A 15,147-nucleotide genomic window follows, 5' to 3' on the forward strand; every position below is an offset into this window, starting at 1 on the left:
AGCACGGTATCAAATAATCCCCTTGCCTTTCGTATTTGCCGCCCAGTTCCTCAAATAATGATTTTGCCATTGTCTGTTACCTCCACATTCTTTTTTATTTTGAATGTCCGCAAAATCCGTCCTACATCTATGGGATTACTTGGAAGATTCCAGTGCATAATCACACGACAATAATTATGAAAATCCAATCCTTCCTGTCCGATTGATGTTGTGGCGAGCACAAATGGACGCATTGGTGAGTTAAAGGCATTTCTGATATTTTCTTTACGCATGACTACCTTGGAATTATCTCCTGCATCCTTTGTAAATCCAACTGCATAACTCGACCTTATTCGACATCCATCACTCTTCCTGTCAGCTCCGTTAATACGTTTTTTGAAATCAGGATAAGTATCAGCGATATAGGTGGCTGTATGTATCTTCAATGAATCCATCATCATGTCATGCACAATCTGATACTGATTTCCATCCGACTGAAAACCTGCTGTTTCTTTCAGCATATGGATATATTCATCAATCATTGCCTGAAAACAGCCATCTTTACAGTATTTAAGTACATTCTGCCAATGGGAATTATCATCCCTGCATCTGCCATAAGCAAGATCAATGATAGCTGTTGACTCCGGCAAATTGAAATTATTGACAAATACCTTTGCAAGCGATGTTGCTCTGGCTGTGCTTCTTCCATTAGAACGATAAATGCATATTGCTGGCGAACCCAGTACCATATTTACCAATGTTTCCAGAAGATCCTCCGGCTTTCTTCCAAGATGAATCTCCTCCGGGGCATCCAAATAACTTCTTAGCTTATCAATATGAGCAATAAAGCCCTTATTTCTCTTATCCTTTGAACTGCTTCTGACCTCAGATGTTGTATCCTCTTCGTCTGTATTCATTTCCCACACAATATCCTCTATCCAATGCTTTGCATAGATGACTCCATCCATGAGCATCGGTGCAAGATAATACCACCTGGCATCTTCCTTATTGTTACCCGAATCACCATACTTTTCTTCGATTATCGCAAGCTTCTCTTTCAGTTTCAGCCGTACAGATTTCTCTATTACTTCTAATGATTCATGATTATTCAATGACTCAATCGGTAAATACATATCAGAAAGTGTCTTTGAAGGATAAAGCAGTGCAAACAGACTCATGCCTCTTACTTCTCCATTTGAAACATTAAACCTGAGCCTTGCCACCGGGTATCGTCTCGAACCTTCCGCAAAATACCCCGTATTCTTCTTATCCTGATTCTTTATCTGATGTACCAGTTTTCCAACTGTAAGTCTTTCCGCCTCATAGGAAACAAGCGCACCTATCATTCGTGGAACCATCTCCCATGCAGAAAATACAAGTATTTTTGAAAAGCCTTTGCTGTTTTTATATGCTCCCTGCATCTCATAATATGGCAGTGATGGAGGAATCCACAGATATTTTTCTGCACCGCCGGTAAATGCTTTTTCTTTCAGTGCCTCAAGCCTTGCATTGGTTTTCGGCAGTTCATCATATTTATTGATTTTATTGCGATTCAGCCACAAGAGACATTGTTCTCTTTCACTTCCAAATTCATCTGGATGTTTTATATAATATTTTTCAATCTGCTCTTTAATCTTATATTTCTTCATAAAGGACATAAGATACGGACAGCTCTTTGCATAATCTACCGGTAAAGAATGATTTGAATCCGTTTTTGACAACAATCGTGACATCTGTATATAGGAGTTTATGTCATTTTCATCTATTTGCAAATGATGCTTCACGCTGCTGTCATCCGTATAATCACCGGAATCCATGACAGATATACGCTCTGTCCTGCTGACTCCCTGATACATGGCATTTTCTGCCAGCTCCTTCATACGGATAATTGCACTGTCCCCTGCCTTCAACTCACTTAGAGCATGGGAATAATTCTTCCACACTTCCTTAAATTTAATGTCTTTGACTTCATCATCAAAAAGAAAGTTCATAACCTGAAAAAACTCTGCATAATGCTCATCAAGCTGATTTTCATCTATCTCTTCAAGGGTAGAATACAATTTATATGGTGTAGCCGACAACAGAAGTACCCTTGTATCATGTCCACTAAGGAAACTGTGTGCAAGAATACCAAGCTCACTGTCATCGGATGACAAAAGAAACTTAAATCTCTGAAACTCATCCATGATTACCAGATCCGGCTCAAGCATAGATACACTGATTCTCGCAAACATCACACGAAGCTTATCTTTTTTTGCTCTTTTATATTTCTTGGATATGCAATATAGGAATTATTCATAATTCCCATTGTTACAAATCCCATTGTAGTCTCATGAGTTTGCGATTTTATTGATTCTGTAAGTGCCTGCAAATAATAATATGAAAACATCTTGTCCATATCCGAAACCAATTTAGTTTTCCAAATGTGATAATGATAAATCACCTTTTCTTCATTCCAAATATATGGTCCATATGACATTGACCAAGCATAAATCAAATCTCCCTTTTCACAATACTTATCAGGCTCCAATTCTAAACTTGACGAATACCAAACTGGATTTGAAAATAAATTGCCCACCCTCAAAATTCTATAAGTTCCATCTTCTTCGAATTCATTATCCTTAAATGCACGTCCATTTATAAGTGTAAATCTATATTTCTGTTTACAACAATTCCAATCTTTTGGTATCTCTCCAATCCATTCTACTCCGCTATCTCTCATCTCTCTCATAGGTCAAATACCTCCTCAAGACTTCCAGATAATTCTATCTCTAAATCCATAATCTCTGTCATGATTTCTGCAGATGGTCTTGGTGCTTCATACTTGTAGAAATATCTTGTAAACGGAATCTCATATCCCACCTTTGATTTTTTCTCATCAATCCATGCATCTGGTGCAAATGGCAATACTTCCCTCTCAAAATATTCTTTGATATCCTCTTTCAAAGGTACATTTTCTGTATCTCGAAGATTTTTATCGGGCTGTTTTTTACCTTTTTTTAGAACAAGATTTCCCTCGTCATCACGGAGCGGTCTTTCTACTGTTATCTTTGTATAACCAAAATCCTCGTTATCGTAAATCTGGCTGATTTCACTCGCTTTAAAATCACCATATATCTTTGTAATCTCAGCGATATCCTCCTCAGATATATCATTTCGCTTATTTCCCAATGCTTTTCTTCTCTTCACAAACATCTCATTGGCATTGATAAGCTGTACTTTCCCCTCTCTGACTGTACCTGCCTTTTTATTTGACAATACCCAGATATAGGTTGCAATTCCTGTGTTGTAGAAAATATCATTCGGTAAAGCAATGATTGCCTCAAGCAAATCATTTTCAAGGATATGTCTTCTGATTTCAGAAGGTCCGCTTCCTGCATCTCCTGTAAAGAGTGGTGAACCATTATGAATGATTGCAATTCTACTTCCACCCTTATCAATATCTTTCATTTTTGATATTGCTGTCATAAGGAAAAGCATCTGTCCATCGCTTGCAGCCGGAAGTCCTGCTCCAAATCTTCCTCCAAAGCCAAGCTTAGCCTCTTCCTCTACTTTTGCCTTTTCATTCTTCCATTCACGTCCAAACGGCGGATTTGAAAGGATATAGTCAAAGGTACTGCCTGCAAACTGGTCATCCGATAATGTGTTTCCGTCCTTGATATAATCAGCATTGTTACCCTTAATCAGCATATCAGCCTTACAGATTGCAAATGTCTGGTCATTGATTTCCTGACCGAACGATACAAGCTCTGTAGATGCATTCAGACTATGTAAATATTCCTCTGCTACAGAAAGCATACCTCCGGTTCCACAGGCAGGATCATAAATTGTCTTTGCCACATTATTGCCAGAAAGGATGTCATTATCATCATAGAAGAGAATATTAACCATAAGTTGGATAACTTCTCTTGGAGTGTAATGCTGTCCTGCATCTTCATTATGAGACTCAGAGAATCTTCTTATAATTTCTTCAAAAATATATCCCATTTCAAGGTTAGAGATTTCATTCGGATGAAGATTTCCTCTGTCTGTTGTATATTCCTTTAAAACAATATACAGAATCCCCTTATTTGCCATCGTTGTGATGTGTCCATCAAACTTAAATTTTTCCAGAATATCCCGCACATTTGCTGAAAATTTATTCAGATACTCTCTAAAATTCTCCTCAATGTGGTCAGGATCATCCATAAGTCTTTCAAATGTATATTTACTTGTATTGTAAAAATCCTTTTTTGAAGCCTTACGAAGTAAAATATCTTTCATTGGAAGATTCTTTACTTCATCGTATTTCTGTAATACCGCATCCTTCGTATCTGAGAGAATACAGTCAAAACGTCTGATTACTGTAAGTGGTAATATAACATCTCCATATTCATGTGGTTTATATACACCGGTAAGCTTATCTGCTATTGCCCATATTAGGTCTGCTTTCTGATCTATTTTTGCACTTCTCGTAGCCATTTACATTTTCCTCCATAAGGTAATTTACTTTTCTTTGTTATCTGGTACATAGTCAATCAAATCTCCAAAGTTACAATCCAACTCTTTGCAGATTTTTTCCAAAACAGATAGTTTCACCGACTCGCAGTTTGTCATCTTTGCTATTGTACTGGAGCTAAGACCAGTCTTGGCACACAAATCTCCTTTTTTCATTCCGTGGTCAATTAACTGTTTCCATAATCCATTATAACTAATTGCCATCCTCTTTTCCTCCGTTTAATGTGCAATCAATATCAAAATTATTTTATCACACAAAAAACTCCTTGTACAATTCGCATTTACAAATATCACATATCTTTTTTCAAATATTGAATATCTTTTTTAATTTATTCACAAACCTTTTGAATTTATCTGCTACAGATACTCTTTTCCTAATTGGTGTGGTTAGAAGAAAAACATCTCCAATCTGCTTTCATTATAACGTTCAATCCATATTTACGCATTAAAAAAGGATGCAGGGATTGACTCCCTACATCCTTCATTAGAATTATAATATTATACTTATCTCACACCCCGATCAGCCCCTCTCTCCGGCTTATCTTTTCCCTGCTTTTCTTGAATAATCCTCTTATTAATCTCAAGCCGTTCATGAATGGATAATTTCTTATCTTTTCCAACTACCGCCTGCTTCTGTTGTACCTGTTTCCTATCTGCTTTTCCTGCATCCTTGACCACTGCATTCGCTTCGGTACTTGTTCCCCGCTCATCTGCTCTTCCTTCATTTCTTTCCGTTATCTGCTGTTCTCGTCTCTCTTTCACACCTTTTTCTTCCAGATTGCAAAAGCTCTGCAGATACGGAAGCACATGATTCTGCATGTCTGTCAGATCTTCCATATATTTTTGGAACTCTTCACTTCCTTTACCTTTCTGGTAATTGATCCAATACTCATCTGTAAGCTTCATTTCATTATCATACTTCAACTGACTCACAATACCGCCATGTCCATTTCCAATATCTATTGACTTCTTGAAATGATGCAGCATCTGTTCACCTTTTTCCGCATAATATACAGTCACATATATCTTTGTGATTTTTGTAGGTTCCTCTGTCTTCGAATCACGTTTTGCATACCATTCTTTATCCATTTCTGCTGTTTTTGCATCCAGCTCGGATAACTTCTGACATCTTGGATTCATGAGAGCACTTTCTTCACAATAGTTTACATACACCATTGGTTCCAGATTCTTTGGAAACTCCGGCTCATAGACTTTCAGTCTTTCAATCAATACACCTGCACGCACAGACTGGTCACATTCTTCGTCTACAATATCCTTCAGATAAGAAATATAAGAATGTGTATTGCCACTCTGCAAATCCAACATCACCTCTTGTACCGTATTTTCTCCCGTCTCCACATTATCTCGATACTCATACGGATCAAAAGCTTCTGCAATCTCATCCAATGCCTCTGCCAACTGTTCTGTGGTCATCTTCTCTGGATACATTGCTTCCCGAACATCCCGCATTGGTACATACTTATAGTCCGGCAATGCATCATGAATTTTCTCAATCCCTTCCCGTATCAGTGCAAGTTCTCCATAAAATCGAACATCGTCCATCAGATTTCCAAGTACTGTATTTCCTTTTACGATTGCAAATTCAGCATCATCATAGTAACTGTCTTCCGGATCACGATAGATAATCCCCATACTGCATACTCGATAGGCATTCTCAGGATTCTCCCTATATTTTTCATAAACCGCAGCAATCTGATTAACATCGGTACTTTTTTCATAAGCTCCCATATCATGGAACTCATCACATTCTGCGGCAAAGTATTCCAGATACGGTTCTTTCTTCGGTGGCATATTATTGAGGACATTATCAATCATGTTATAATTTGCCTCTTCCAGTTCTTCTACCTTTGCCAATGGCTTATATTCGCCCTGGCTTTTCTGAATCTCTGCCATTACAACCTCATCCATTTCTTCTACCTTTTTCATCAACTGATCATAATCCCCACGGATGCGTTCTCCAGTCCATCCTTCGTCTTCCAAAAGTTCCTCTGCCGCTTCTTCAATAGAAATTTCACCATTTTCATAGACGCCACCATCCATCAGGCGGAAATCTTCATCGTAAAAGGAATAATCATATCCTCCTTCTGTTCTCTGAATAGCAAAGTAACGTTCTCCTACCTCATATGCCAGTTCACTAAGAACCTGTTCTTCCAGATTCAGGAAAGAATCTAGCTGTTCAAAACTGATACTGTCTACAAAATGAGCGGTTACCTTTCCCCCCTCATTCAGAACTACGATATCACTGACAGACAGGGAATGTCCTCGAAAGTCTTCTGGTCTGTCGATGTTGAATCGTTCAAATATATCATCTAGCGACATATTTCCAAATAATTCTCCCACATAGACCAGTTCATAGTCTTCTTTTTTAATCTGCATCCCGTGACTTTCAATGAAGCTCATATTCATAAACGCATAGTTTTCACCTGGCAAACCATCTCTTATTTGATAAATACCGAATGTTCGTCTTGTCCCTAATAGCAGATTTGCCTCTTTCAAAGACTGAATCTGCGGATATTTCTGCATCTCCCATTCCAAATTGCGGAATCGTTCCAGTTCTTCTGTAGACATCTGATAATGCTCCGGACCTCGTTCAATCTCCATTCGCTCTGTAACATAGATTGGTGATGAAAAATTGGTAATCAGATAGATATCTGCTCCGGCATCATATAATTTCAGAGCTTCTTCCTGTCCAATCACATTCATCGGCTCCTGAAATGCTCCAAAATCTTCATCTGCATAATCCAGATCCTGATCCCTTATCCGTTCCCACATCTGTGATTCCATGCCAAACAGCCCTTCATGTGCCTGTATCATTTCTTTACTTGCATACTCTCCCTTGCTGCCATCACTACCCAGGCAATAGATTTTAGAACCCATTCTGTGATAATCCAGGGCTGCTGCTTTTCTAAGCGGCACCATATCCTCTGCTGTATATCCATAATCCCGAAGTTCCAGCTTGCCTATGGTTGGATCTGGTAAGTCCTGAATATCCATTTGGGCATCATCCAGAAGTTCCTCTACTCTATCTTCATCTGACCGATTGACTGCATCTGCCAGATTTCTTACCAGCGTCCTTACTTTCTCTTCTTCGCCAACCAGATTTGCATATTCAAAAATCTGTTCTTTTACGTCCGCTGGAATTGCTATTCCCATGTGTTCTGCACGGTCTATTTGTTCCTGTGTATATTCCTGCATTTTCTGCGTTTCTATTCCTGTTATCATGTTTCTCGCCATATAAGTTCCTCCTGTATTCCCAAAAGTGGCATAACCGGCAGAACATTCTTTCTACCAAATTATGCCATCTTTCCTGTTTTCTTATTCCAGACCGAAGTCCCTTTTTCTATCTTCCCTGCCATTCTCGCTTTCCCGCTGGCTTTTTTCTTTATAAATCTGCAATTTCTCATGGATAGAACCACGTGCCGGTCGTTCTTCTTTCTCTTTCGATTCTGACTGCTCTGCTTCTGTGTCTTCCCGTTCATCCATATTAAGAAGGGCATTTAGTTCTGACAGTCGCTCCAGTTTCTGGTTCAGTTCCTCTTCTTTTGTGAATGGCTTTCCAACTTCCTCTTTGGCATTTGTAAGCTGCTCCTGTACCGTTTCCAATCGTTGCTCCGCTTCTGCCAGTTTCTCCGGATAGCTTTCCAGAAGATTATTGATACGGGTGATATTTCCCAGGGCATCTGCTCCCAAATGAACTTTCGATACCGATTCATGCTTCACAGACAGGATAAACTCCTTACTCCAGCTGTCGAACTGGATTCTCATGTTGAATCCCTGATAGTTTCCGATATCCATTGCTGCATCGACTGCTTTCATGTCCTTGCAGACTGCCAGTAGTGCCGCTCCTGCTTCTTTCTTTTCTGTAAATACTTTGCCGCTGATCTCCATGGAAAACTGTTCTGGATCTGTGATTTTATGCTCCTGATAATGGGCAATATCCGCTTTGTAGCTATCAATAGTCTCGGTCAATTTTGCAATCTGCTGTGGAAAATTTCTTGCAATATCATCTTCCAGACGGTACTGGTTATTCATGTGATTGGCTTTTAAAAGTTTCAGTTTTGCCACATCCACGTCCAGTGCCATCTTTTCTTTTACTGCCGGATTTCCAGTTGCCAGTGCCTTAACCTCTGCATAGGACAGTGCCGCTTCGTCCACATCTTCGCAGCTTCTGACCGGTGCTTTGCTCGTCATAATCTGGGAGATGAACTTCTGTTTATTTTCGATCAACTGCCACATGTAGCTGTCGAAGGTGGATTCTGTCACATACCGAAAGATATGAACCTTTTTATTGTGATTTCCCTGCCGGATGATACGTCCTTCCCTCTGCTCCAGATCAGACGGTTTCCAGCCAATATCCAGATGATGCAGAGCAATCAGACGATCCTGCACGTTGGTACCGGCACCCATCTTTGCTGTTGAACCAATCAAAAAACGAACCTGCCCAGATTTTACTTTTCCAAACAGCTCCGTCTTCTTTGCTTCGGTATTTGCATCATGAATGAATGCAATTTCTTTTTCCGGTACACCTTTCGCCATCAGCTTCTGTTTCAAGTCATCGTAAACATTGAAACTGCCATCGCCTTTCGGTGTGCTCAAGTCACAAAAAATGATCTGCGCCGATTTCTGTACAACTGTATCTTTCCAGATTTCATAGCTTTTTTCTGCACAGACCGACACTTTACTGCCCGGATCGTCTGGCAATAGTTCATTGACCAATCGCTGATCCAGTGCCAGTTTTCTTCCGTCATTGGTAATTTTCAGCATATTGTCTACACTAGCATCTACGCCACCGTTTCTTACCACTTCCGCACGCTCTCCTAGGCTTGCTACGATTTCTTTCTGCTGTTCTGTTGGTTTCAATACTACAGTTTCGTATTCCGCTTCCGGTACTGGAAGATTCAACTGATCCGAAGTCTTGATATCTGCAATCTCCTTGAACATATTCATCAGTTCCGGGATATTATAGAATCTGGCGAATCTGGATTTTGCTCGGTATCCGGTTCCTTCCGGTGCAAGTTCAATGCTGGTCACAACCTCTCCAAACGTGGATGCCCAGGAATCAAATAATCCCAAGCCCATATTCTGTAATTTGCTGTTCTGCAGATATCTCTGCATGACATAAAGTTCCGTCATGCTGTTGCTGATCGGTGTGCCCGTTGCAAAGGTAATGCCTTTTCCACCGGTAATCTCATCCAGATACTGACATTTATTAAACATATCTGCTGATTTCTGTGCTTCGTTCTGGGCAATTCCGGCTACATTTCTCATTTTTGTATAAAGGAACGCATTTTTATAACTGTGTGCCTCGTCTACATACAGATGATCCACTCCCAGTTCTTCAAAGGTAACTACATTATCCTTTTTCTCTTTCTGATTCAGCTTCTCCAGTCTTGTCATCAGCGTTTTTCTGGTCTTTTCAATCTGCTTTACCGTATAGCGGCCGCCATCCTGCTCATATCTTGCACTCTGGATTGCGATTTCCAGATCGTCAATCTGCTTCCGCAGCATGGCTTCCTGCCTCTCATCAGAGATTGGGATACGCTCAAACTGGGAATGACCGATGATAATCGCATCATAGTTTCCCATAGCGATTCTGGCACAGAACTTTTTCCGGTTCGCCGGTTCAAAATCTTTCTTGGTTGCCACCAGGATATTGGCTCCCGGATATAACTGCAGGAACTCGGCTCCCCACTGCTCTGTCAGATGGTTCGGCACGACAAATAGATTCTTTTGTGATAATCCCAGACGTTTGCTCTCCATTGCAGCCGCTACCATCTCGTAGGTCTTCCCAGCTCCTACTACATGAGCCAGAAGCACATTATCCCCGTAAAGCTGATGTGCGACAGCATTTTTCTGATGTGGGCGAAGTTCAATTTCCGGGTTCATTCCTGGGAAAGTCAGATGACTGCCATCGTATTCACGGGGACGGATACTGTTAAACCGTTCATTATAAACTCTTACCAGTCTTTCACGTCTCTGTTGATCTTTGAAAATCCAATCCTTAAATGCTGCTTTCATGGCATCCTGTTTCTGTGATGCCAGCATAGTTTCTTTTTTATTGAGGACACGAATCTCATCCCCATTTTCATTGACACTCTTATCATAGATACGAACATCTTTCAGATTCAGTGTATCTTCCAGAATCCGGTAAGCATTTGCCCTCTCGGTTCCATACGTTGCATAGGCAAACGCATTTCTTGGACTGTCTGCATTTTTCCCGGTAATCCGCCACTCACCATTCACCTCAGAATATTTTACCTGTATCTCCTTCTGTGCAAGATACCACGGAGTATGAAGCAGTTCCCTCATAAAGTCCTGATAATCCGATGGTTCAATCCAGGTTGCTCCAATCCTTACTTCGATTTCAGATGCTTCCAGTTCTCTTGGCTGAACTGCTTCCAATGCACGGACATTCGGTGTGAATTCCGGGTGATTCTCTGCAAAGGTTCTTGCTGTGTTTAACTTCTCCCTGACATTTCCAGATAAATACTCATCTCCACTCTCCCACTGGTCTGTCAGTGGGTTCTTAAATATAACTCCAACCAGTTCCTCCGTGATTTTTTCTTCTGTCTTTCCTGTCAGCTGTGCCATATAGGACAGATCCACCTTTGCTCTTTCATTCAATGATAATGCTAAGGCTTCTGTCGCAGTTTCCACACTGGTTACCGCCACTGCCTTTTTGATGGTTCGTTTCGTAAACATGTCTGCTTTTCGCTTCAATGTTCCATCTTCGTTCAGGTCTTCCAGAGAACACAACAGACAATAAGAAGCGTCATCAGAAAACGCCCGCTTGTTTGCATTACTTCCGATGACTCCATACTTTGCTGTGTAAGCATCATATACTTGATTCAATTTCTCCTGCTGTTTGTGAATTTCTTCATCTGTTACGGATTCTTCCATCTGCATGGCAATCAGTTCACGCACCGTGTCTCGGATCTCCACCATACCTTTTACACGTTCTGCAGTAGCGGCAGGCATCTTTACCTGATTCATCAGAGAGTTAACACGGTAATATACCTGATCATCTACAACCGCATAACTGTAATTACGAACATTCGGATCTGCCGGGATACTCTCTGGTACATCATCCAGTTCTGCATCCACATCAACTGCAGGTGCCATATTTCCATGAATATTCCTGACAGCTTCTGCAAGCTGGACTTCAAGATCAGCACCTTCTATCGGCATACAGGTTGTTTCCATACCATACGGACCGGATACCTCTTTCATCTCACCCAGAATCATTTCCGGATGGTCTGCAAAATACTGATTGACCGTAATTCCATTGGCATCACTTCCAAGATTCACCCACTCCGGCATCTCTTTTGTCATGCTGTCACGCTTCTGGAAGAATAAAATATCTGCACTGACTTCCGTTCCTGCATTTGCTTTGAATGCTGTGTTCGGCAGGCGGATGGCTCCAAGGAGATCGGCACGTTCTGCCAGATACTTTCGGACTTCCGGTGATGCTTTATCCATGGTTCCTTTTGTTGTGATCAAAGCTGCCACACCACCCGGACGCAACTGGTCGATTGTCTTTGCCAGAAAATAATCGTGAATCATAAAATTATAGCGGTCATATTGCCTGTCATTCACTTTATAAGCTCCAAATGGCACATTTCCGATTGCCACATCGAAGAAATCATTCGGATAATCTGTCTTCTCAAAACCTTTAATCTGGATATTGGCATCTGGGTAAAGCAGTTTTGCAATTCTACCGCTGATACTGTCCAGTTCCACACCATAGAGTTTTGACTGGTTCAGCTTCTCAGGAAGCATTCCAAAGAAGTTACCAACACCCATGGATGGCTCCAGGATATTTCCTTTTGTAAATCCCAGATTTTCCAACGCCTGATACATACTTTCAATCACGATTGGCTGTGTGTAATGGGCATTTAAGGTAGAAGCTCTGGCTGCTGCATATTCTTCCGGTGTAAGGACTGTCTTTAATTCCAGATATTCCGTCTCCCATGCGGATTTTGTTTCATCGAAAGCATCAGCAAGACCTCCCCAGCCTACATATCGGGATAAAATCTCCTGTTCGTCTGGTGTGGCATTGCGGTTTTCTTCCTCGCATTTCTTTAAAAGCTGGATTGCCATGATATTAGCACGGAACTTTTCCTTTGGTGTTCCCTGTCCCAGTTCATCATCTGTGATATGGAAGTTTGTTGCTGGAATATCAGACTGTTCTGGTGTTATATCTTCCTTTTTTTCTGCATCTTCTACTGCTTCCGGTTGTGTCTCAACTTCCGACGGTTCCTGATTTTCCTCTCGTATTTCCTGCTGATCAGAGCCTTCCTGCTCCACTTCCAAAGCCTGCTGAGCTCCTTCCAGATCCGCCTGTCTCTGTGCTTCCTGCCGTTCTTCATACTTTTCCAGTTCTTCCGGTGATAAGAAATCATCGGTGCGAATCAGCTGACGGACACGTTCTGCAACCTTATTCCACTTTAATAGAACTTCTACATCTGGACTGCCAATCTTCCCTTTCGCAAGTTTTAATCCTTTCGCATCATGGGAAGCATCGGATTCATACGCTCCCGGTATCCCAGGTGCTGCTCCACCTGTACCATACTCATTTTTCAGAAACTCAGCTGCATCCTTTATATCGTGATGTTCCATGAAATACTCATAGATCCGATTCCGTCCTCCGGCAGTGATCCCGCCTCTTCTAAGGACTGCATCTATCTCATCCTGTGTGATAAAGGAAAGGGCCGGACGTTCGACCGTAAATTTCTGGTCTACCCAGGAACGCTCCCTCTGGAGATCCTGAAAACGCTGGAAATATTCCGGATTATGCTGAATCTCCCACCTGCGATAATCTTCTGGATTCTCATCCATATCTTTCTGCAGCCATTCAAAGCGATGGGCAATTGCATCTGCTTCCGCTGAATCTGTCCAAGCTTCCCGCACGACATCCTGCCAATCCGAATATGATTGCTGCTCCTCCCGGTTTCTGCTGGTATCCCGAAAATGGAGTGCAAGAAGATTGGTCATTTCTTCCTGCTCCTGTTCAATGGCGTTATTGGAAATCAGATTATCCACGTAACTTCTATCCTCATACATATCCCGGATTCTGTCCGCCGCTTCTTCCCACGTAACCATGCGATCAAAGTTTCTTCTGGCGGAATCTCCCCGTCGGATACGGATACCATCATTGTCATACCAGATACTGATTTTCTGTCCATCTATGGTAAATCCTTTTCCACCTGTTTCATATTCCTCCTTCAGGAAGTTCTGCATTTCTTCATTATCCAGACCTTCAATCAGTCTTGCCGTAATATGAAACAGTGTATTTTTCTGTCCACTTCCCGTGCGGAGAATATCATCTACTACTTCATCAGAAATAAGAAAAGCGGCTGGCTGTTCTAATGCAGCTGCCGCTTTCCTTATTTCTCCTAACTGTTCCTCTTCTGTCGGGAACAGACTTAATTGTAAATAATCTCCTGAATTACCAGTTCCTCTGCCTGTGCTTTGATCTGGTTCATGTGTCTGGTCCATGCCATCCCGTCTGCCATTTTGTCCGGTGCCGGGTTTTTCTCCAGAAGTTCTGACATCAGGTTGTCTACTCTCTGCCTTGCCTGGCTGTCGATTTCCATCAGATGACTGTCCAGACGGTTCTGTAAGGTCAGAATGTTGAATCTGGCTACTTTGTGGTTTCTCAGATACTCTTTCCTCATCAATCCGTACTTCCCGATCGTTCCTCTCGTCTCCTCCAGACTGATATCCGGAATCTGGTACTCTCCATTCTGGCTGTAAGTGATCTCTCTCATGCTCTGTTTCCTCCTTATTTTCTCCTCTATCTTCTGTGTTCCTTGTTTTACTTTCACGAATTAACGTGTTAAATTCATTATAAGCTACTTCTTTTTCTTTTGCAACCGTTTTCAGATCTTTTTCCAAGTCATTCAACACATATCGTCCAATCTGCATCAATACCGGTCTGCTGATCTCATTCACAGAACTTCCAAGGTGTCCAATAACCTTTAACTGGTTAAAATCTGTAATATGACGAAAATCCTCTGCATCAAGATATTCCTGCACATCCAGTCCGCATCGGTTCAGTAACACATACCAGACACTGTTTGTCATCAGTTCCCGGAACTCCACTTTCTGATTCTGTTCATCCAGATCTTCCAGAAAAGTGCCGGCTACATCCATTTGCAGTTCGTCGAAAGCATCCGGCAACCAGGCCTGCACACTTTCTTCTGCCGCCTGGTGAAGAACCTCTGCTAATCCTCCCTCTGTTGCTTCCAGTGCCAGCCGCTCCTGCAGATAATCTGCCACCAGTTGTTCTCCTTCTGGATTAAGATTCCATAACTGCGGATCTCTGCCCAGATTTTTTACCTTATAAGTATCCTGCACATCAAAAACATATCGGAGTTTCGTTTTTGGTCCGGATGTGTTATCTATCAGGGCAATTCCTTTAGACCCCTTTTTAATCCATCGGTACATCTTCTGGTTCCAGATTTCCATGGATGCCACGGCTGTTGCTCCCGGACGCTGTGCATAGATCAAGAGCTGTTCCGGAAAAGTGTACCGGTACAGCCTGGATGCAGTATTTAGAAACCGCATCCATTCCTGCGGATTGGCAGCAACATCCTTTGCCACTTCCTCCGTCAGAAGTTCCATTGCATATAATTTATTTGCCATCTG

Annotated in this window: 6 protein-coding genes and 1 pseudogene; all 7 read right to left on the bottom strand. The window is 41.6% G+C overall.

What is annotated here, in order from left to right; translation table 11 throughout:
- A pseudogene (locus Selli1_RS07330) lies at window positions 1-70 on the bottom strand (TnpV protein); the annotation flags it as partial.
- Window positions 51-2,213, bottom strand: coding sequence for a hypothetical protein (locus tag Selli1_RS07335; protein ID WP_405595498.1), 2,163 nt, complete (start codon window positions 2,211-2,213; stop codon window positions 51-53). The pseudogene Selli1_RS07330 and the gene Selli1_RS07335, both read right to left, overlap by 20 nt.
- Complete coding sequence (locus tag Selli1_RS07340) at window positions 2,213-2,710, bottom strand: restriction endonuclease subunit S (protein ID WP_114002933.1); 498 nt, start codon at window positions 2,708-2,710, stop codon at window positions 2,213-2,215. The genes Selli1_RS07335 and Selli1_RS07340 overlap by 1 nt, the downstream gene beginning before the upstream one ends.
- Entirely contained in the window at window positions 2,707-4,440 is a 1,734-nt protein-coding gene (locus tag Selli1_RS07345) for a type I restriction-modification system subunit M (protein ID WP_114002932.1), read from the bottom strand. The genes Selli1_RS07340 and Selli1_RS07345 overlap by 4 nt, the downstream gene beginning before the upstream one ends.
- Window positions 4,441-4,464: 24 nt before the next feature.
- The gene (locus Selli1_RS07350; RefSeq protein ID WP_028086451.1) at window positions 4,465-4,680 is read right to left on the bottom strand and encodes a helix-turn-helix domain-containing protein; all 216 of its coding nucleotides are present in this window, start codon (window positions 4,678-4,680) and stop codon (window positions 4,465-4,467) included.
- Between the two features lie 300 nt (window positions 4,681-4,980).
- Window positions 4,981-7,731, bottom strand: a complete 2,751-nt coding sequence (locus Selli1_RS07355; RefSeq protein WP_114002931.1) for a YodL domain-containing protein — start codon at window positions 7,729-7,731, stop codon at window positions 4,981-4,983.
- Between the two features lie 81 nt (window positions 7,732-7,812).
- Window positions 7,813-15,144, bottom strand: a complete 7,332-nt coding sequence (locus tag Selli1_RS07360; protein WP_118440695.1) for a helicase-like domain-containing protein — start codon at window positions 15,142-15,144, stop codon at window positions 7,813-7,815.
- Window positions 15,145-15,147: the final 3 nt, after the last annotated feature.

It is taken from the genome of Sellimonas catena, assembly GCF_027924685.1.
Lineage (GTDB): Bacteria > Bacillota > Clostridia > Lachnospirales > Lachnospiraceae > Sellimonas > Sellimonas catena.

What these genes read in the sequence shown, in the direction of transcription:
- Selli1_RS07335 (WP_405595498.1), bottom strand. Translation starts at nt 2,213, where the DNA reads ATGTTTGCGAGAATCAGTGTATCTATGCTTGAGCCGGATCTGGTAATC.
- Selli1_RS07340 (WP_114002933.1), bottom strand. Translation starts at nt 2,710, where the DNA reads ATGAGAGAGATGAGAGATAGCGGAGTAGAATGGATTGGAGAGATACCA.
- Selli1_RS07345 (WP_114002932.1), bottom strand. Translation starts at nt 4,440, where the DNA reads ATGGCTACGAGAAGTGCAAAAATAGATCAGAAAGCAGACCTAATATGG.
- Selli1_RS07350 (WP_028086451.1), bottom strand. Translation starts at nt 4,680, where the DNA reads ATGGCAATTAGTTATAATGGATTATGGAAACAGTTAATTGACCACGGA.
- Selli1_RS07355 (WP_114002931.1), bottom strand. Translation starts at nt 7,731, where the DNA reads ATGGCGAGAAACATGATAACAGGAATAGAAACGCAGAAAATGCAGGAA.
- Selli1_RS07360 (WP_118440695.1), bottom strand. Translation starts at nt 15,144, where the DNA reads ATGGCAAATAAATTATATGCAATGGAACTTCTGACGGAGGAAGTGGCA.